The organism is Leptospira gomenensis, assembly GCF_004770155.1.
In the GTDB taxonomy this organism is placed as follows: Bacteria; Spirochaetota; Leptospiria; order Leptospirales; family Leptospiraceae; genus Leptospira; species Leptospira gomenensis.
The window spans coordinates 29,994-49,245 of record NZ_RQFA01000088.1 but is presented as its reverse complement, the minus strand read 5'-3'; the positions used below and the strand labels follow the sequence as shown (position 1 = coordinate 49,245).

The window sequence follows — 19,252 nt, the reverse complement described above, 5'->3', positions numbered from 1 at the left end:
AACTTCCAGCGCTCGCATACAAAAGCGGACAATCCACAGAAATCAGATGCGGCTCCGTACGTAGTTCGAAACAAAACCCGACGGAAAACGAAATTACGAACAAAGTTTAGAAGCAAAACCCGCGACGAAAAAACGTAACGAAACAAAATCCGAAACGCTCCGAACATCGGCACGAATGAAGATTCGAAACAAAACCCGCGACGTAAAACGTCACAAAACAGAAGACAAAACGAAGAAACAAAAATGAAAACGCCGTTAATACAAATACGAAACAAACCTCATCAAACCCGTTGCGCGGCGCGCATACTTTGCGCTCGCCCGTGACAACACCATATTGCTCTTCTCGTGCGAGATCCCGTGGTTGCGGCTGGGCGGCGGTTTGGCACAAACGTCCATCTCGCTCCCTCTTACATTTCCTGCGTGAGCGGGCCGCAGGGCGCGAAGCGTCCTCGAAGAGGACGAGCGGGAATCCGCGAGCCCGGAGTCACGCGACTCGGAGCCGCCGGAATATTCCAAAAAATGAATGTAGTTTGGCCGACCACCGGCGGCTCCGAGGCACGCCCCGACCCCCCAAAACCCGACGAACCGAACCCGGACGCTTTTATATCGCGGTAATACCGCCGTCGATGGTCCAGTTGGAACCGTTGATATAATTCGATTCTTCCTCCAAAAGGAAACGGGCAACCCGGGCGATCTCTTCCGGGGATGCGATTTTTTTAGACGGGGTCATATCGATGATTTTTTTTCGATGATCGTTTACTTGGTCTTCTTGGATCCCCATAGATGTTTCCATATACCCCGGGCTGATCGCGTTTACGGTGATTCCGTATTCTCCCCACTCGTGCGCGAGGGATTTTACAAATCCGACTAACGCGTGTTTGGAGGCGGAATAAGCGACCGAGTTCGCGGAACCTTTGATCGACAAAGACGATGCGATCATCAGGATCCTTCCGAAACTCCTCTTCTGAAACTCCGGTAATACCTCTTTGACGATCCGAAACGCCGACCTGAGATTTACGGAAAAAATCCGATCCCATTCTTCTTCCGATACGGATAGGATCGTGTGATACGGTCCTCCGTAGCCGGCGCAATGAACAAACGAAACGGGAACCTGCATGTCTTCCGTGACGCACTGCCGCTTCCAATTTTGCATTGACTCTGAAATCGAATCGTCCTTCGTCAGATCCGTTCGTAAAAATCTTTCTCCGGGAAGAACGATCTTCGGTTCCTGTACGTCGAGGTTGGTAACCGCGTATCCCTCTCCGATCAGAGATACGACGAGAGCTCTTCCGAGCCCTCCGCTTCCTCCGGTCAACAAAACGTTCTTCATCGGATTTATCTTTTTCGGAATTTCGATCACCTGTTTTTTCCTCTTAGGTCCTGTTCCGATTTCGGAGATGACAGAGAGAGGGACAAGGATTCTTTTGTTTCTCATGGAAAAACTTTTGGAAAGAGTCAGTCACATTCTCGAAGCTCTCCCGTACATTACGAAATACTCCGGCAAAACGGTCGTAATCAAATACGGCGGAGCGGCAATGGCTAAAGCCGATCTCAAGGATTCTTTTGCAAAGGACATCGTTCTTTTAAAATACGTGGGAATTCATCCCGTGATCGTTCACGGAGGCGGACCCGAAATCAACCGTCTTCTCGAAAGTCTCAAAATCCCCACCGAGTTCGTTCACGGACATCGTGTCACGGACGCACAAACCATGGACGTGGTGGAAATGGTTCTCACCGGAAAAGTCAACAAACAGATCGTTTCGATGATCAACGCACAAGGCGGGAAGGCGGTAGGAATATCCGGTAAGGATGGGAATTTGGCGAAAGCAAAAAAAACGCCCGTGGAAATCGAACTCGAAGGAAAGGAAATTCAGTTCTTCGACGTTGGTCTCGTTGGTAAGATCGAATCCATCAATCCTGAAATTCTTTTCAATTTACAAAAAGAAGGCTTTATTCCGGTGATTTCTCCGGTCGCGGAATCTCCCGAAGGAGAAAGTCTCAACATCAATGCCGATACGTTTGCCGGTGACATCGCGGGCGCTCTCAAAGCGGAGAAGCTGATTCTTCTTACGGACACGGAAGGAATTTTGATCGACGGAAAACTCGCCACGGGACTCAACCGAGGAAAGGTGAAAGATTATATTCGAAAAGGGCAAATTTCCGGAGGAATGATTCCAAAAGTGGAATGTTGTCTCACCGCGATCGACCAAGGTGTGCGTAGAACACATATCATCGACGGAAGGGTTCCCCACTCCATTCTGATCGAAATTTTCACAGATCAAGGAATCGGTTCCCTCATCGAATAGACCTTCGCCACTTCTTCGTCGCTTCGTTGAAACTCCTTGACAGGGAAGTCTTTCCCGGCTCCAATGATCCCATTCTTTTCGAAGAACGGTTCGTTACATCCCCTTTATGAGCGAAAGGCAACTATCCTTATCCCTAATATCCGATATCACGGCGAGAATCAATTCGACCGACGACCTCGAAGAACTTCTCGGAATCATCATCGATACCACCAAAGACGTTCTCAATTCGGAAGGTTGTTCCTTACTTCTTTACGATCGGGACGAAGATTGTCTCGTATTCAACGTCGTAAAAGGCACCAAGGGCGAATCCTTAACGGAATTGAAAGTCCCTCGCGGCAAGGGAATCGCAGGAATGGTTTTGGAAACCTTGGAGCCGGTCATCGTCAACGACGCGGCCAACGATCCTCGAATTTATAGAAACATAGACGATACGGTCGGATTCGTAACCAACAATCTCATCTGCGTTCCCATGAGCACACAGGGAGAAATCCAAGGTGTCCTGGAGGCGGTCAACTCACTCGGTAGAAAGGAGTTCACCAACAAAGACATTAAGGTTTTGCAATATCTTTCCGATCTCGCCGCGATAGCGATCCGAAATCGAAGATTGATCCGAGACCTACGTCTTCGCGCCAACGAATTGGATTGTCTCTTCCAGCTCAGTCAGGCGATTTCGAACATCGCAGAAATGGATCAATTTCTCAATCTTACCGTACATTCCATCTCGGACGTGATGGGGGCGGAACGGGTTTCTCTGATTTTTTTCAATTCCAAAAACGGAAAATACGAACTCAAAAAGAGCATCGGGTTTTCCCTCGAAGAAGAGGAACAGTTCATCAACGAAAAAGAAGGTGTGATCCGGAAAATCCTGGAAACCGGAGAACCGATTCTCGTTCAAAACACGTCCGTTCTGACGGAAGATTGGATTCGCCCCGAACGATATAAAACCAAGTCCTTCATTTCGGTTCCGATTCGCCAGGACGGAAAGATCGTGGGAATTTTAAACGCCGCGGACAAAAAGTCCGGGGACAGTTTTGACGAAGCGGATCAGAACATTCTCAGTACGATTTCCAATCAGATCGCGGAAGCGTACAATTCCCTTCTTTCTAAAGAACAAAAGGAAAAGTTGAATTCGATCCGCCGCGACATGCAGATCGCCTCCCAGATTCAGCTCAATTCGCTTCCGAACATACCGAAAAAAATCCAAGGTTTGGAATTGGAGACGAGTTATATCGCATCCAAGGAAATCGGCGGCGATTTTTACGATCTTATCTATCACAATCCCGACGAAGTGAGCGTTCTGATCGCGGACGTTTCCGGAAAAGGAATCGCCGCCGCTCTTTTTATGGAATTCTCCAAAACCATCATCGCGGGCGAGGTTTCGCGGAATTCCTCGACGAGTATCAGTCTGATGAGCGCCAACAGAATCATCCAGGAAAAGTCCGGATATTTTATGTTCGTCACCGTGATGCTCGTGCGTATCAATATGGCCAAACGAAGGATCCGGTATTCGAGCGCCGGACACAACGAACAACTACTCTACAAAGCGAAAGAAAAAAAGGTGATTTCCCTTTCCGGAAAAGGAATGCCTCTCGGAATCAAGGAATCCGAAATCGACGAACACGAGATCGATTATTCGCCGGGAGATTTGTTGATTCTGTATACGGACGGAGTGAGCGAAGCGATGAACGAGTCGAGCGAAATGTACGGACTCGAAAATCTCACCAGACTCATAGAACGCAACGGTGAAATGCCGCTCGGGACGTTGAAGGAACTGATCATCGATACGACCGATGCCTTCCGAGGAGACGCGGATCCTCACGACGATTATACCCTGTTTATGGTGCGATTGCCGTAGTCGGTTCGGGGCGTCTCCTTCCTCGCTTCGCTCGGAAGGCCGCGCTGACTCCGGGTTCGTCGCGAAGCGACTCATCCCTTCTCGTTTTGCGAAAACGATCGTAATGATTTTTTTCTTTCCCGAAAAGAACCGCGGCTCCGTAAAGCCGTTTCGCCTAACGTAGGCAAAACGTTCGGGACGCGAGCGCCCTCCGCATCGCTGACGCACATCCGTGAACGTTTTCTATTTTTAGAATATTCGAAATTTATTTAGCCGTCATATGCGCCGGTTGCCCCGTGGAGGCGAGGAGCGATCTCCATAACGTGCTTCTGTCCGGTTGTAACACTTTTCGTTCCTGGATAGCGACCGAAATCGGGAGATGAGTGAATACGTTGTTCCACATTCCCACGACCATATCGGTTTTACCGGCCATCGCCGCGTGGACCGCGTTCTGAGCCAAAAAGCCGCAAAAGACGGAATCTTCCGGGTTGGCGGGAATCGAGCGGATGATATAACTCGGATCGATGTATTTGATGTTAACGGGAATGTCCTCCTTGCGGAAAAATTCTCCCATCGTATCCTTAAGATGGATTCCAATGTCCTTGAGTTTTAAATTACCGGAAGGATCCCGTTCGCCCGTGGTTTCGAAAAAATGTTGTCCCGCGCCTTCCGCGACGATGATGACCGCGTGTCCCCGTTTGAGGATCCGTTTTTTGAGTTCGTCCAGAAAGGCGCCGTTTCCGAAAAGATCGAACTTCACTTCGGGAATCAGACAATAGTTGACGTTGCGCGAGGCCAGTGCGGCGTTCACGGCGATAAAACCGGAATGTCGTCCCATCAGTTTTACGAGACCGATTCCGTTGGGCGCACCTTTCGCTTCCACGTGGGCGCATTCAACCGCTTCCATCGCCTTGGAAAACGCCGTGGAAAAACCGAACGTTTTTTGTACGTAGTTTATGTCGTTGTCGATCGTTTTGGGAATTCCAATCACGGAGATCTGTTCTCCTCTGCGTTCGATTTCGTCCACGATTTCCCGAGCACCGCGTAACGTGCCGTCTCCTCCGATGCAGAACAACATCTTGACTCCGTACAAACTCAGATAATCCACCATCTCCGAGGGAGATTGGTTTCCGCGCGAGGAAGCGAGCATCGAACCCCCTTCTTCCACGATATGCGCCACTTTTTCGGGAGTCAGTTCGATCGGTTTGTGCCCGTGTTTTTTCACCAACCCTTGGTAACCGAACGGAAATCCGAGGATCCTCGAAACCCCGTACCGATAAAACAATTCCATTACGATCCCCCGGATGACGTCGTTGATTCCGGGACAAAGACCTCCGCAGGTGACGATCCCCGCGGTCACTTCCTTAGGATGGAAATATATTTTTTCCCGGGGACCCGCTTGTTCGAAAAAATCCGGTCCGTTTTTGACGTAGGAATTCCAATCCTCTTCGTTTTGGAACACGGTTCGGAATAAAAGCCTGGAAGAATCGCTAGTATAGTATTCATATTCAGCGGGACTGGGAACGGAACAATCGCCGAAGTTTTTAATTTTGGTTTCCATACGACCTCGGGGCAGATTTTGGGGGAAATCCTTGAAAAATCATCCTCTTTTGCAATTTTATACTGACAGTTCTGTTCTATTTTAATAGTCTTACGGAGACAACGGGTTATGAACGAAAAACGGTCCTTCTTTTTATCTCTGTTTTTGTTTTTGATCGGGGTTTCCGTATTTTCGGTCGAGGATCCTTCGTTCAGTCCGTTTGAACCCTATCATCTTTCTCGCGATTTCGACCTCAATCGTCAAAAATATCTGCAAGTGATCGCCATTCCGTATAAGGATCCGATGGAGCTCAAACTGGGACCGGAAACCGAATCTTTTTCCGCGACAAAGGCCCCCGTTCTCGGATTCACCGTAAATCCGGGGCTTTCCTTTTCGGGAATGTTTCAGCCCTTTCTGTTCTCGGTCGCTCCCAAAGAAAACGTTCACTTTCTACCCGTTTCCGAAACGGTTTTGCTAGCGGAGCCCGTCTCCCGCGCCGGTAGAATCGTATCCGGCGCTTTTTCGGAAAAAAGAACCTTGGATCGGATTACGGATTCCAGAAATCAAATCCAAGGATTCGGGCCCAATCACTGGAATTCCAATCTTTTGCAGAACGGAAGCAGCTCCGGAGTTATGTTTTTATATATGAAACGTCACGCGGGATTAGAGATGGATTTTAACGCGAGAATGATCGGAAACCAAGCCGGACTTTCCGTGTTGGAATCCGCAAAATCCACGATCGCGTTCAACTATTCCGTATTTCCCGAAATCGGAGAAAGTTCCAAGATGAATTTCTTTCTTCAATTCTCCAGCATCAAACGGTTTCAAGATCGAAATCTCGGTTATACTACGGGCAACGAACCGAACGGCAATTCATTCCGCGGTTGGAAATCATACGAATATTATCTCAATCCGGGAATTTCGTTTTCTTCGCGAAACCTCAGTCTGGAGGGAATGGTCCGTGTCCCTCTTCCGACCGCGGCTCAACTCCAAGGTGGAGAACCGAATCTTTGGATGCAGGACATCCAAGGTCTTTTGGGAATCAAATACAGTTTTTCGGAAACCTCTCCGAAATAATATCTCTTAAATAAATAAGACGTAGGAAAATTACATCCGATCTGTCACCGCGAGATTCACGATCGAAATCTTTCCTAGGTTTTGTTTTATTCTACGATCCCTTGTTTTTTTAGGGAAAACGCAAGATCCATTTTGCTGATCAGGTGTTTGGCTCTTCCGAAACGAATCCTATGTCGCGGAGAAGTCGTCTTAGAATCCGTAAACACTTCCAAACAAGTCTCGATGACCGGACAGGAATTGTCTGTGCATCCAATTTCGGTTAACGTAAGAATTTCGTTTCCCGTAAGTCGGAGCGGGTCTTTCAACCAGGAAATCAACGACGGATGAAACGAAAATTCCTCCGAGGAGGTTTTTGTCTCCGAAAACACCGGTCCGTGATTGTGAACCGAAGGGTGATTGGGTACCGCGGGTCTCATCGTTACTGATTAGACGGAAAACGGATCGCGCGGAAAACCATAAATAAAATGGGAAACGTTTTTCGTCGTAAAAAATATTTCCCGCTGTTCCGGAAACGTTCCTCTACTATCCATTCCAAACGATTCCAGGGAACCCGATCACCCCGTTTCGAAGTTTCAGCGGGCCGCCGAAATCGCCAACGGATCATACGCGAGATTCGGAGCCAACCAACGTTCCGCGGTTTCCACATTCATACCTTTTCGTTTTGCGTAGTCTTCCACCTGATCTCGGTTGATTTTGGCGACCGCAAAATACTTCGATTGCGGATGTGCGAAATACAAACCGCTCACCGAACTCGCCGGCCACATCGCGAAGTGTTCCGTGAGGGTGATCCCCGTGTTTTTTTCCGCTTGAAGGAGATCGAATAACACGCGTTTTTCGGTATGATCCGGAGAGGCTGGATAACCGGCTGCGGGACGGATTCCACGATAACGTTCTCGGATAAGATCCTCAGTGGAAAGGTTTTCGTCTTTTGTATAACCCCAGTATTCCGTTCTTACCTTAAAGTGCATATATTCCGCAAACGCTTCGGCGAAGCGGTCGCCCAATGCCTTCGCCATAATCGAATTGTAGTCGTCGTGGTTGTTTTCGAATCGTTTCGCGAATTCTTCCACCCCGTGACCCGCCGTAACCGCGAATCCTCCGATATAATCGATTCTTTCTGAGGATTTAGGTGCGACGAAGTCCGCCAAACAGTAATTAGGTTCTCCATCCTCTTTCTGGATCTGTTGACGTAGAGTGTGGAACACCGTAAGAATACCGGAGCGAAACTCGTCGGAGTAAACCTCGATATCGTCTCCTACCGAATTCGCCGGATAAATTCCTATCACACCCTTGGTTCGGAAAAGTTTTCCGTCTATGATGGTCTTCATCAATGTTTGCGCGTCCGCAAACAATTCGCGGGCTTGTTTACCCGTGGTTTCGCTTTCCAAAATCGCGGGATATCTTCCCTTTAATTCCCATGCGGTAAAAAACGGGGTCCAGTCTATGAAAGGAACCAAAGTTTCCAAGGAAATCTCCTCGTCGAAAACCTTCGTTCCGACAAACAGCGGTTTGTCGATCGTAGACGTCTCCCAGTCGATCTGTTCCTTGTTGTCCCTTGCTTGTTCGAGGGATACGAGTTTACGTTCCGCTCTGGTGTTGAAATAATTCTCTCTAGCCTTAATCTGATCTTCTTTGATTTTTTTGGCGTATGTTTCCTTTAAATCCGGATGAAGAAGCTGATTGACCACGTTCACGACTCGCGACGCGTCCACGACGTGTACTACCGGATGATCGTATGCGGGTGCGATTTTCACCGCGGTATGCGCAGAACTCGTGGTCGCTCCCCCGATCAACAAAGGCACTTCGAATCCGGTGCGTTTCATTTCCGAAGCCACGTGAACCATCTCGTCCAAGGAAGGAGTAATGAGACCGGAAAGACCGATGATATCCGCGTTATGCTTCTTTGCTTCTTCCAGGATTTTTTCGGTCGGAACCATTACTCCTAAATCTATAACCTCGTAATTGTTACAGGCGAGCACCACTCCTACTATGTTCTTTCCGATATCGTGAACGTCTCCCTTTACCGTCGCGATGAGGAATTTTTGTCGGGTCGAGTTTTCCTCCGAGCTTTTTTCCTCCTCCATAAAAGGCAAAAGATAAGCGACCGATTTTTTCATAACCCGGGCGCTTTTGACCACCTGAGGAAGAAACATCTTACCGGCTCCGAACAGTTCGCCCACGATTTTCATTCCGTCCATCAAAGGTCCTTCAATGACGGATAACGGACGTCCGTATTTAGCGCGGGCTTCCTCCGTATCCTGATCGATATATTCTACGATTCCTTTGACGAGAGCGTGCGAAAGTCGTTCCTCGACCGTAGTCCCTTCCCTCCAGGATTCGCCTTTTTTATCCGCCTTGTCTCCGGAAGTTTTGAAATTTTCGGCGAATTCGACGAGACGTTCGGTGGCGTCAGGTCTTCTATTTAATATTACATCTTCAACATATTCTAATAGATCCTTCGAAATCTCCTCGTAGACCGCGAGCATTCCCGCATTTACGATCGCCATATCCATCCCTGCTTGGATCGCGTAGTATAAGAACACGGAATGCATGGCCTCGCGGACCGGATTGTTACCGCGAAAAGAAAAGGAAACGTTGGATAAACCGCCGGATACTTTTGCGCCGGGGCAGATTTTTTTGATTTCGCGGACGGCTTCGATGAAATCCATCGCGTAGTTGTTGTGTTCTTCGATTCCCGTAGCGACCGTAAGAATGTTCGGATCGAATATGATATCGTTCGGATTAAAATCGGCTTTCGTAACGAGAAGATCGTACGCCCGTTTGCAGATGCGCACCTTATCGTCTTTGGTCGCCGCTTGCCCCTGTTCGTCGAACGCCATGACGATGGCGGCCGCGCCGTATCGTTTTATCTTACGCGCGTATTCGAGGAATTTTGTTTCCCCTTCTTTGAGAGAAATCGAGTTTACGATCGGTTTCCCTTGAATACACTTCAGACCTTCTTCGAGTACGCTCCACTTGGAGGAATCGATCATAAAAGGAACTTTCGCGATGTCGGGTTCTCCCGCGATGAGGTTTAGGAAATGTCTCATCGACGCTTCTCCGTCTAACAACGCTTCGTCGAAGTTGATGTCGATGATGTTCGCGCCCGCTTCGACCTGTTGTAAAGCGACGGAAACCGCCTCTTCGAAGTTCCCTTCGATGATGAGTTTTTTGAATTTCGGAGATCCCGTCACGTTCGTTCTCTCGCCGACGAGCAGGAATCCTTTGTCGGGTGTGACGTTCAACGGTTCCAGACCGGAAAGACGGGTAATGTCCGCTATTTGGGGAAGAACCCTGGCTTTTTTCCCGCGGACCGCTTTCGCCGCCTCCGCGATATGTTCCGGAGTGGTTCCACAACAACCTCCGGCGATGTTCAGCCAGCCCGAACTTGCAAATTCTTGAATATATTTTCCGAATTCCTCCGGAGTTTGATCGTAACCGCCGAATGCGTTCGGCAACCCCGCGTTTGGATAACAGCTGATGTAACAGGAGGAGACTCTCGAGAGTTCTTCGATGTACGGACGCATTTCGTCCGCGCCGAGCGCGCAGTTGATTCCTACCGAAAGAGGATTACAATGCGCGATGGAGTTATAAAAGGCCTCGACCGTCTGACCCGAAAGGGTTCTGCCGGAGGCGTCGGTAATGGTTACGGAAAGACATAAAGGTATCCGAATATTCAAATCTTCGAATACCTGTTCGATGGCGAAAATCGCCGCCTTTAGATTGAGGGTGTCTATGTTCGTTTCCGGAAGAATAAGATCGACTCCCGCCTCGACAAGCGCCCGGGTCTGTTCGTAAAAAGCCGCTACCAGATCGTCGAACGTGACGGCGCGAAACGCGGGATTGTTTACGTCCGGAGAAAGAGTGGCGGTCTTTGTCGTCGGCCCGATCGCTCCCGCTACGAAACAAGGATGATCCGGATTCGTCTTTTTGAATTTTTCGACCGCGTTCCGGGCGCACGCTACAGCTGCCTTATTCAAGTCGGCGACCAAAAATTCGGTTTTGTAGTCTCCTTGTGAAATCAGATTCGAACTAAAGGTATTCGTTTCTATGATATTGGCACCCGCTTCCAAAAACTTGAGATGGATCGCTTCGATAACGTCGGGTCGGGTCAAACAAAGGAGTTCGTTGTTTCCTTTCAGGGAATGCGGATGGTCTTTGAGGATATTTCCCCGAAAGTCGTCTTCTTGCAACCCGAAACGTTGAATCATGGTCCCCATTGCGCCGTCAATAACGAGGATCCGTTTTTCCAACAAGGAGAGCAGCTCCTTTGATGATGTATTGGTGTAGTTCTGAGCTTTGTAAGTCATGGGTAATTCTTCAGTTTTTATAAAGTAGTATAACTTGATATTTTAATATTCAAAAAACAGGATCGACGCAGCCTTCTTTTTTGAGCGGAATTTTTACGTCCGATATGACCGGGGAGACTTTCGATCTTTCCGCATTTTCCGATATCCAGCTCCGCCAAATCGACGGGACTTCGTAATCGGGATAAATCGCCTCGACAGGACATTCCGGTCTGCATTTGTTGCAATCGATACAGATGGAAGGTTCGATGTAAAGACAATCGGCGCCCTCTCGAAAGGCTTCGACGGGGCAAACGGAGGCACAATACGTATATTTGCAGTTTCTGCAGGGTTCTGTGACAACATAGGCCATCGTTTTGAGCAAGACGCCGCACGTTCTTTCCGAGACGGATCCCTAAAAACTCCGACCGCTAAAGTCGAAGTTTCGGAATCCGTATTCGAAAAAATCCGCGAATCAGATCAATATCTGTAATGATCCGGTTTGAAAGGTCCTTCTACGGGAACTCCCAGATAATCCGCTTGTTTTTGGTTCAGTTTTGTTAAACGAACTCCCAACTGATCGAGGTGAAGAGCCGCAACTTTCTCGTCCAAATGTTTCGGAAGAGTGTAAACTCCCAACTCGTATTTGTTGTTGTAAAGTTCGATCTGAGCCAATACCTGATTGGTGAAAGAACAGGACATCACGAAAGAAGGGTGACCGGTCGCACAACCGAGGTTTACAAGACGTCCTTCCGCGAGAACGATGATGGATTTACCGTCCGGGAAAGTGTATTTGTCCACTTGAGGTTTGATTTCCTTTTTGGTTACGCCTTTTTCTCCGTTCAGTCTGGACATTTGGATTTCTGTGTCGAAGTGTCCGATGTTACAAAGAATCGCTCCGTCTTTCATCGCTTTCATGTGCTCGAGAGTGATGATGTCGTCGTTACCGGTTGCGGTTACAACGATGTCCACTTGTTCGATGATGTCTTCCACGCGAAGAACCTGATACCCTTCCATAGAAGCCTGAAGAGCGCAGATCGGATCGATTTCGGTCACGATCACTCTGGAACCGAAGTTGCGAAGAGAAGCCGCTGAACCTTTACCCACGTCTCCAAAACCGCAAACCAGAGCCACTTTACCGGCGAGCATAACGTCGGTCGCTCTTTTGATGCCGTCCGCGAGGGATTCACGGCAACCGTAAAGATTGTCGAACTTGGATTTTGTAACGGAGTCGTTTACGTTGAAAGCGGGAACCTTCAATTCTCCTTTCTTAAGAAGTTTGTAAAGACTCTTAACCCCCGTGGTGGTCTCTTCGGAAATTCCGCGGATTTCGCTTAACAATTGAGGATATTTCTCGTGAATGTAAGCGGTAAGGTCTCCCCCGTCGTCGAGGATCATGTTCGGACCTTTGTCTCCGAAGAAAATGGTCTGCTCGATACACCACCAGTATTCTTCTTCCGTTTCACCTTTCCATGCGAAAACTGGAATACCCGCTTTTGCGATCGCAGCCGCTGCGTGATCCTGGGTGGAGAAGATATTGCAAGAGGACCATCTAACTTCCGCTCCCAATTCCGTCAGCGTCTCGATCAAAACCGCGGTCTGGATCGTCATGTGAAGAGATCCTGCGATTCTTGCTCCCGCCAAAGGTTTTTTGCCTTTGTATTCCTGTCTTATCGCCATAAGCCCCGGCATTTCTTTTTCGGCCAGGATGATCTCTTGTCTTCCCCATTCTGCTTGGGAGAGATCCTTTACTTTATAGCTTAAGCCCTTCTCTTGTGTTATTGCGGACATGTTAGTCCTCCTTTTTCGTTGCTTGAATGATCAAAATTTTGAAAACGTTATCCGTGTCGAATTCCTCATGCGCGCGAACCGTAAAACCGGAAAGCTCCAACCAATCCTGCAAAAGGGAAAGATCGAATCCCAACCAAAGATCGGCGAAGTTGTCGCGCATGAATTCCTGATTGTGTTTTTTTAAATCGACGAGACAGAAAGTTCCGCCGGGCTTTAGAATTTTATAAATTTCGCGAATTACACCGGGCGGGTTGGAAAGGTGATGAAGAACCATCGACGCAACGACCGCGTCCGCTTTTGTCGGCGCGTATTGTGCTACGTCTTCCAAAGGAGAATTTACGAAGGAGACGTGCGAATTTCCGGCAAAAACCGCCTCCGCTTCCTCCACCATCTTAGGGGAGGAATCCACTCCGATCACCTGGTCCGCCTTGGTCAAAAGATACGGAATCAATCCTCCCGGACCGCAGCCCAGATCGTAGATAACGGAGGAGGTTCCCGGTAAATAGGAAAGAATTTTTTTTCGGTAGATCGCCGGATCCAAAACGTCTTTTTGAATCGTTTCCCAATCCTGGGCTACATTATTAAAATAGAATGTGTTTTTCTGATCTCTTCTCGAAAGAATTTGCGAGACCTGAGTTTGATCCGCCGCCAAAAACGGTAGATCTTCTTTGTAGGAAAGTAGTAATTCCGAAACTTCGGAGGAAAAATCGGGGGATTTTCGTTCTTCGGGAATTCGGTAATAAACCCAGGATCCTTCTCGTTCCGGAACTAAGAATCCCGCGTCGGTTAGGATTTTCAAATGTCTCGAAACTCTGGATTGTCCCATACGAAGGACTTCCGTAACTTCCTGAACGTTCAATGGAGACAAGGAAAGGATATGTAGAATCCGAATTCGGGTTTCATCCGAAAGCGCTTTGAGAGCGGAAAGAATCTGCCGAGAGGAGTTCCCACCGATCACTTTCGATTCTACAAGTTCCACGGAAACGAAGATATCAAGATATCTTGATATCTGCAAGACTTTTTGTTTTGGATGGTAGAAAAGTTTTTGTGTGGGAACTCACACGAAAGGCCGGAAATACGAAAATTTTCCGAATTTATGTGGTACCTCCCGCGCGGTTCTCGAAAAAATACCGTTCGCATTCTACAACGGGAACGGATCCGCCCACCCAACCTCCCTGTGTGAGTTCCCACACAGTTTCATTCTTAAACAAAATTGCGCATCTCCTCCCTCAAACGTTCGGATTTTACTTGCAATTAATATGACCAGTCGCTTTAAATAAACCATCATGCGACTTTCCCAGGAAGCATCTACCGCCAAACGAAACGCAATCTTAGAAACCGGAACCGCTTTGATTCGCAAATTCGGACCTGACGCCGTCGGAATCCAAGAGATCGCGGATTCCGCCGGAATTCCCAAAGGTTCGTTTTACAACTATTTCGATTCCAAGAGCGACTTTTTGCTCCGTGCATTGGAGAGGTATGTACAAAACGCGATTCTTTGGAATGACTCGGTTTTGGCGGAAGCCGGTCGAAATAAAACGTCTCTCCTCCATTTATACCAACGAAAAGTCGCTTGGGAGCTGGAACTCCTTCCCCAAGGGATTTCCTGTTTGATCAATTTTTTGGCTCAAATTTCCTCGGAGGACCAACCGTTGCTCCGAGATTCTCTGGCCGTTTCCTTACATCGGATCGAAACGGGGATTTACGAATCCTTGTCGCTTCCCGAAGAGAACCCGCGTGCGGAATCCGTCCGAAATCGTATTCGAATATTAGAATGTTCTTGGAGAGGAACGATGCTCGTGGCAAGAGCGTCCGGGGACGTTTCCTATCTGAAAAATTTCGTCCCCCTCTACGAAAAATTGATTTTAGGAGAAGTCCAATGAGCACCGCCCAAAAACAAACCTTGCACTCGATTCGTAAGGAGCACGTTACCCGTCTTCCGATTCGCTGGGACGAATTGGATTCGAACGGTCACGTAAACAACAAAAACTACCAGGGTTATCTGGATGAAGCAAGGATGCGCGCGATGCGTGACTGGGGGTTTTCTATGGAAATTCTCCGCAAAGAAGGATTCGGCCCCGTGATTCTTTCCATTTCACTCGAATTCAAACGTGAGATTTCGTATCCCGAGGAAATCCGAATCGAATCCGAACTTTCGGTTTCCTCGCCGACGAGGGCCGTTTTTATCCAGAAAATCCTAAGAGAAAGCGATTCCCTTCTTTGTTGCAAAGCGGAAACCGATTGGGTGATTTTGGATTTAAATTCGAAACGACCTGCAAAATTTTTACATGCGATCGGATTAGAGGATTCTAAACTTTGAACCGAATTGATTCGATCTTTTCGTGAAAGCATGAGTATTCGCTCATATTCTAAAGAACAAACGCGTGAAAGAACGGTGATTTTCGATTTTACTAAAGCGATTTCGGTTTACGCGTTCGGGCCCGTTTTTGGAAAGAGGTTTTCTTTTCGAAAAACTTTCTTTTCAAAGAAATTCCCCCTTTCTAAATCAGTGTTACCGTTTACTTTTACTTCCCGTGGGAGGGAACATCTTGAAATTCAAAATCGACTTTTTTTTCATTCCGCTGGTTTGTTTCGGTTTGGCAGGTTGTGCGCAATTACGATCCGTCAAAGACAAAATCAAAACCCCCGAGATCTCCTTTGAAAAAGTGGAGATTGCCGAAATTACCTTGGAAGACATCCGATTATTGATCCGCTCCGAGGTTCGAAATCCGTATCCGATTTCCCTTCCCGCCTCCAAACTCGATCTGGATTTAAAAATCGAAGGAACTCAATTTACCAAGGTGAAATTCGATTTGGAATCGATCGGAGCCTCCGCCAAAAAAGATCTTCCGATCGAAGTAAAACTGAAATACGCCGATCTTGCGACATTGTACAAAAAAATTCCCGGAAAGAAGGAGCTTTTGATCCGTTTGGAAGGAGAAGCGGCTCTTCCGATCCCCGAACGATATGCGGTTTTGGCGGGCACGAACGCGCTCAAATTCCCGTTTCAAGACGAACGGTTGATTCCCGCCGTTCTTCCGAACATAGAAATCAGAAACTTTAAAATCCTGAAACCGGACGTTGCCAAGGTGACACAATCCGCAAACTCTCAGGAATTGGCGAAAAAAGCCGTTTCGTTTTTGGACGCGTTACTCTCTCCGAAAAATAAAAAATCTCCCGGCTCTGCGTTAACTGCCGGTTTAGAAACCTTGGATCTTTCCATCGATACGGAATTCGAAATAGTACTTAACAACAAGGCGGCTTCCGATTTGCAATTTCAGAATTTAAATTTCGATTTGTTTTTGGAAAACGATAAATTCCTAACGGGTTCACCGACTCACATCGTAAACAACGGAAAAGAATCCGTTCTTACGATTAAGACCAGCTTCCCTTTAAAGTCAGTTTCGAATGCGATCGCAAACGCGGTCACAAAACGTAGTTCTTCGTTTCGTCTTTCGGGGAAAGCCGCCGTCGTTTGCCCCGGTGTTTCGAGCGAACCGATCGGTTTCGGGTTTAACAAAGAAGGTAACTTTCGTTGGTAAGTTGCGGATTACTTCGGATGTAGTTTTGCAGTAACAAATCCGTTTCAGAAATTCCCGCTCATTTCGGAAAAATGTTTTCAAGTTAAACATAATATGATAACAATAGTCCTTGAATTTGGCGGATGGTTTCATCCGCCGATCCTTAAATGAGCGTAAAAAAATATGGAAATCTACGAAAAAGAAAAACGGAAACTACTTTCAGCATCAACTCCGGAGCAGTACATCGAGTTATCGATCAAGTCGAAACTGACCGGTCCCAAAAAGTCCAGCATCACATCGGAATGGCTCACGTCTACGGGTTATACGATCGATGATATCAAGTATGCAAGAAACCGTCACCCCTTCTGGAGAAAGAAGAGGAACCAAGGCTCTTACGAACGGAACAGCAAACGTCTGGAACAGCATAACTATTATCGAACCGATCAAAAGATCGTATGGGATAAGGATAAGTTGGCTAAATTCTTCGACCTCAACGGGAAAGGTTTGACCGATCACGAATTGGCTCGAAGTTTCAAAACGTCCATTCCCGCGGTCAATCATATCCGCAGAAAGTTCCGCTTTGCGGCTCAACTTTTGGAACTCGAAAGACAAAAACCGGCCAAAGGCGGAATTTTAAAACTCTGCTCCCATAGCGAATCGGTTTTGAAAAGATTGATCCGGGAAAAAGAAGGGAAATAAATTTTTTCTTAAGGTCTTATGAAAAACCATTCCGGTTTTAAACCGAAAATCGGTTTCCTGCTCGTGCTTTTATGTTGTGCAGAATCGTTTTTATTCTGCTTCTCTTCGCAGGAAAAAAAAGAGGACGATCGACTCTCTCAGAATGCAAATCCGAGTCCGTTCTTTCAGGGAAATTCCAAGTTTAAAAACGGAAGTTTTTCCGAGGCCATAGAATTTTATTCGAGGGATTTGGACGTAAATCCGGACAATCCCTCCTCTTTGAACAACCGCGGTCTTGCCAAAAGCAAGGCCGGGGATGAAACGGGAGCGATCGGAGATTATACGCAGGCCTTGGAAAAAAATCCAGAATACGCGATCGCCTTTAACAACCGGGGATTCGCAAAAATCGGAATCGCCGATTTTCAAGGTGCGATCGAAGACTTCAGCGCCGCGATCCAACGCAAACCGAATTACGCAAACGCGTTCAACAATCGAGCCGTGGCCAATTGGGCGGTGAAGGAAAAAAGAAACGCCTGTCAGGATTGGAAACAAGCCGAACGACTCGGTCACTTTCAAGCGCGTCGCGCCCTTACTAAATTCTGCCCTTGAAAACTTTCGGGAATCGCTTGCCTGGGGAAGAGTCTCAAAAAGACTAACCCAAGACTCTGAACCCGGATTCAGGAATGCAAACTAAACAAACAAAACTTTCCCTTCACGACGGCGCAGCCGTATTTCACCGAGGACTTCCCCAAAACTCGATCCTTTCATCGACCGAAACCAACGACCGTTGGAACGTTCTACGACGGATCGGAATCGCAGGAATTTTTTTATTTCTTTCGTTGTCGCTGAACGCTTCTCCCGTGGACGACTTCCTCCATCCCGAAAAAAAACGAAAGACGAAATCGAATTCGTCTTCTTCGAAAGAATCTCCTTCCGGAACTACGTCCGAACGACTTTCCGAATCCGAAGACGTTTCTACTTCGAAATCCGTTTCTAAAAAGAATCCAAAAGTAAAACCGGACTCTTCGGAAGAATCCTCGGACGTTTCCTCCGATGCGGAAGGGCCGACCCGCAAAAAATCGAAACCTTCCCCGAAAGATTCCAAAACGAGCGCGAAACGGGGGAACGATTTCAAAAAGAAAAAATACGAGGACGCGCTTCCGACCGTGAAGGACGATACTCCGGCCAGTCCCACGTATTCCACACAAGGAATCGATACTTCTTCCGGGGGCGGCGTTCCCGTTCTTTGTTATCATCACTTGGCGGCGGAAGGCGGTCCGATGGGAGGATACAATCTTCATCCCGATCTTTTGGAAGAACAGTTTAAGTTTCTCAAAGCGGCGGGTTACAAAACGGTTCGTCTGGATCAATTCTATGCGTATATCAACGGCAAAAAACCTTCGGACTTTCCCGAAAAACCGATTCTTTTGACGTTCGACGACGGCTCCAAAACTCACCTGGAAGTTTTGGTTCCTCTTTTGAAGAAATACGGATTTACGGCTTCGATCTTCATTTACCCTACGATCATTTCTTCCGGAAAAAAATACTACATGACTTGGGAACAACTCAAAAGCGCTCTCGACAGCGGCGTTTTGGATTTAGGCTCGCATACTTTGTATCATCCGAAACTTCCCACGATGAGTCGTACGTTGATCCGTAAACAATTGCTGGAATCAAAACAGATCTTGGAACAAAAAACGGGAAGAAAGGTCGTGGACCTCGCCTATCCGTTCGGGTTATTCGATCCGAGGGTGATCGAAGAAGCAAAAGAGATCGGTTATCGTATGGCGTTTACCGTAAATCCCGGCAAAAACGTTCCGGGGGTTCCGGTTTACAACGTGCATCGTTCTCTTGTGCCTTGGGGACAATCGCAGTCCGCATTCAATTCCATTTTGACGATGGCGCCTCCTCCGAAAATTTCCATCGGAATTCAGGACGGCTCTTGGGTGAAAACGGGACAGGAATTTAAGATTCACCTGGAAGGAGTTCAACCCGAAACGGTGAACATCAAAATCAAGAGTAAAGACGTTCTCGCCGAAAATAAATCCCCCGATTACACGGTGCGAATTCCGGACTTCTCCAGAAAATCCACGTTTCTTCCGTTGATGATACAAGCGAAAACGAAGGACGGAAAACAGATCCAGTATCAATATCTTTTCATCAACCAAAAGGAATTCAAAAAACATCCCGACGGTTCGTTTTAAAACCGCTTGATGTCG

16 protein-coding genes are annotated in these 19,252 nt (G+C 47.5%); 9 read left to right on the top strand and 7 right to left on the bottom strand.

Annotated elements, in window-relative coordinates:
- Positions 1–601: 601 nt before the first annotated feature.
- On the bottom strand, positions 602–1,330 hold the full coding sequence (locus tag EHQ17_RS19635; protein ID WP_246057633.1) for an SDR family NAD(P)-dependent oxidoreductase: 729 nt from the start codon (positions 1,328–1,330) through the stop codon (positions 602–604).
- 103 nt (positions 1,331–1,433) lie between these two features.
- Between EHQ17_RS19635 and argB the strand changes: the two genes are divergently transcribed.
- Positions 1,434–2,306 carry an acetylglutamate kinase gene (gene argB, locus EHQ17_RS19630; RefSeq protein WP_135590786.1) on the top strand — a complete coding sequence of 291 codons (873 nt, stop codon included), beginning with the start codon at positions 1,434–1,436 and terminating at the stop codon, positions 2,304–2,306.
- Between the two features lie 106 nt (positions 2,307–2,412).
- Positions 2,413–4,161: a GAF domain-containing SpoIIE family protein phosphatase gene (locus tag EHQ17_RS19625; RefSeq protein WP_135590785.1), complete on the top strand. Its 1,749-nt coding sequence runs from the start codon at positions 2,413–2,415 to the stop codon at positions 4,159–4,161.
- A 244-nt stretch (positions 4,162–4,405) separates the two neighbouring features.
- Here EHQ17_RS19625 and EHQ17_RS19620 read toward each other — a convergent pair whose 3' ends face one another.
- The gene (locus tag EHQ17_RS19620; RefSeq protein WP_135590784.1) at positions 4,406–5,701 is read right to left on the bottom strand and encodes an ATP-dependent 6-phosphofructokinase; all 1,296 of its coding nucleotides are present in this window, start codon (positions 5,699–5,701) and stop codon (positions 4,406–4,408) included.
- Positions 5,702–5,809: 108 nt separating this feature from the next.
- On the opposite strand from EHQ17_RS19620, the gene EHQ17_RS19615 reads away from it, so the two are divergent.
- Positions 5,810–6,757, top strand: a complete 948-nt coding sequence (locus tag EHQ17_RS19615) for an LIC_20087 family outer membrane protein (RefSeq protein WP_135590783.1) — start codon at positions 5,810–5,812, stop codon at positions 6,755–6,757.
- Positions 6,758–6,843: 86 nt separating this feature from the next.
- Here EHQ17_RS19615 and EHQ17_RS19610 read toward each other — a convergent pair whose 3' ends face one another.
- The 5 genes from EHQ17_RS19610 to EHQ17_RS19590 form a co-directional block, all read right to left on the bottom strand.
- On the bottom strand, positions 6,844–7,173 hold the full coding sequence (locus EHQ17_RS19610; protein ID WP_135590782.1) for a hypothetical protein: 330 nt from the start codon (positions 7,171–7,173) through the stop codon (positions 6,844–6,846).
- A 156-nt stretch (positions 7,174–7,329) separates the two neighbouring features.
- Complete coding sequence (gene metH, locus EHQ17_RS19605) at positions 7,330–11,067, bottom strand: methionine synthase (RefSeq protein WP_135590781.1); 3,738 nt, start codon at positions 11,065–11,067, stop codon at positions 7,330–7,332.
- 49 nt (positions 11,068–11,116) lie between these two features.
- Positions 11,117–11,416 (bottom strand): indolepyruvate ferredoxin oxidoreductase subunit alpha, encoded by a 300-nt coding sequence (locus EHQ17_RS19600; protein WP_135590792.1) that lies wholly within the window; start codon positions 11,414–11,416, stop codon positions 11,117–11,119.
- A gap of 107 nt (positions 11,417–11,523) precedes the next feature.
- The gene (gene ahcY, locus EHQ17_RS19595) at positions 11,524–12,834 is read right to left on the bottom strand and encodes an adenosylhomocysteinase (protein WP_135590780.1); all 1,311 of its coding nucleotides are present in this window, start codon (positions 12,832–12,834) and stop codon (positions 11,524–11,526) included.
- Between the two features lies 1 nt (position 12,835).
- Entirely contained in the window at positions 12,836–13,813 is a 978-nt protein-coding gene (locus EHQ17_RS19590) for an ArsR/SmtB family transcription factor (RefSeq protein ID WP_135590791.1), read from the bottom strand.
- Positions 13,814–14,120: 307 nt separating this feature from the next.
- On the opposite strand from EHQ17_RS19590, the gene EHQ17_RS19585 reads away from it, so the two are divergent.
- The 6 genes from EHQ17_RS19585 (at position 14,121) to EHQ17_RS19560 (ending at position 19,237) form a co-directional block, all read left to right on the top strand.
- Complete coding sequence (locus tag EHQ17_RS19585; protein WP_135590779.1) at positions 14,121–14,717, top strand: TetR/AcrR family transcriptional regulator; 597 nt, start codon at positions 14,121–14,123, stop codon at positions 14,715–14,717.
- Positions 14,714–15,154: an acyl-CoA thioesterase gene (locus EHQ17_RS19580; RefSeq protein ID WP_135590778.1), complete on the top strand. Its 441-nt coding sequence runs from the start codon at positions 14,714–14,716 to the stop codon at positions 15,152–15,154. The genes EHQ17_RS19585 and EHQ17_RS19580 overlap by 4 nt, the downstream gene beginning before the upstream one ends.
- Positions 15,155–15,383: 229 nt before the next feature.
- Complete coding sequence (locus EHQ17_RS19575; protein WP_246057632.1) at positions 15,384–16,376, top strand: LEA/WHy family protein; 993 nt, start codon at positions 15,384–15,386, stop codon at positions 16,374–16,376.
- Between the two features lie 162 nt (positions 16,377–16,538).
- Entirely contained in the window at positions 16,539–17,054 is a 516-nt protein-coding gene (locus EHQ17_RS19570) for an LB099 family protein (protein ID WP_135590777.1), read from the top strand.
- An 18-nt stretch (positions 17,055–17,072) separates the two neighbouring features.
- Complete coding sequence (locus EHQ17_RS19565) at positions 17,073–17,642, top strand: tetratricopeptide repeat protein (RefSeq protein ID WP_135590776.1); 570 nt, start codon at positions 17,073–17,075, stop codon at positions 17,640–17,642.
- Between the two features lie 197 nt (positions 17,643–17,839).
- Complete coding sequence (locus EHQ17_RS19560) at positions 17,840–19,237, top strand: polysaccharide deacetylase family protein (RefSeq protein ID WP_342776154.1); 1,398 nt, start codon at positions 17,840–17,842, stop codon at positions 19,235–19,237.
- Positions 19,238–19,252: the final 15 nt, after the last annotated feature.

Bases quoted from the DNA above. Each gene is read 5' to 3' on its own strand.
- EHQ17_RS19625 (WP_135590785.1), top strand. From the start codon at position 2,413: ATGAGCGAAAGGCAACTATCCTTATCCCTAATATCCGATATCACGGCG.
- EHQ17_RS19610 (WP_135590782.1), bottom strand. From the start codon at position 7,173: ATGAGACCCGCGGTACCCAATCACCCTTCGGTTCACAATCACGGACCG.
- EHQ17_RS19580 (WP_135590778.1), top strand. From the start codon at position 14,714: ATGAGCACCGCCCAAAAACAAACCTTGCACTCGATTCGTAAGGAGCAC.
- metH (WP_135590781.1), bottom strand. From the start codon at position 11,067: ATGACTTACAAAGCTCAGAACTACACCAATACATCATCAAAGGAGCTG.
- EHQ17_RS19570 (WP_135590777.1), top strand. From the start codon at position 16,539: ATGGAAATCTACGAAAAAGAAAAACGGAAACTACTTTCAGCATCAACT.
- EHQ17_RS19585 (WP_135590779.1), top strand. From the start codon at position 14,121: ATGCGACTTTCCCAGGAAGCATCTACCGCCAAACGAAACGCAATCTTA.
- EHQ17_RS19615 (WP_135590783.1), top strand. From the start codon at position 5,810: ATGAACGAAAAACGGTCCTTCTTTTTATCTCTGTTTTTGTTTTTGATC.
- EHQ17_RS19635 (WP_246057633.1), bottom strand. From the start codon at position 1,330: ATGAAGAACGTTTTGTTGACCGGAGGAAGCGGAGGGCTCGGAAGAGCT.
- argB (WP_135590786.1), top strand. From the start codon at position 1,434: ATGGAAAAACTTTTGGAAAGAGTCAGTCACATTCTCGAAGCTCTCCCG.
- EHQ17_RS19620 (WP_135590784.1), bottom strand. From the start codon at position 5,701: ATGGAAACCAAAATTAAAAACTTCGGCGATTGTTCCGTTCCCAGTCCC.
- EHQ17_RS19565 (WP_135590776.1), top strand. From the start codon at position 17,073: ATGAAAAACCATTCCGGTTTTAAACCGAAAATCGGTTTCCTGCTCGTG.
- EHQ17_RS19600 (WP_135590792.1), bottom strand. From the start codon at position 11,416: ATGGCCTATGTTGTCACAGAACCCTGCAGAAACTGCAAATATACGTAT.
- ahcY (WP_135590780.1), bottom strand. From the start codon at position 12,834: ATGTCCGCAATAACACAAGAGAAGGGCTTAAGCTATAAAGTAAAGGAT.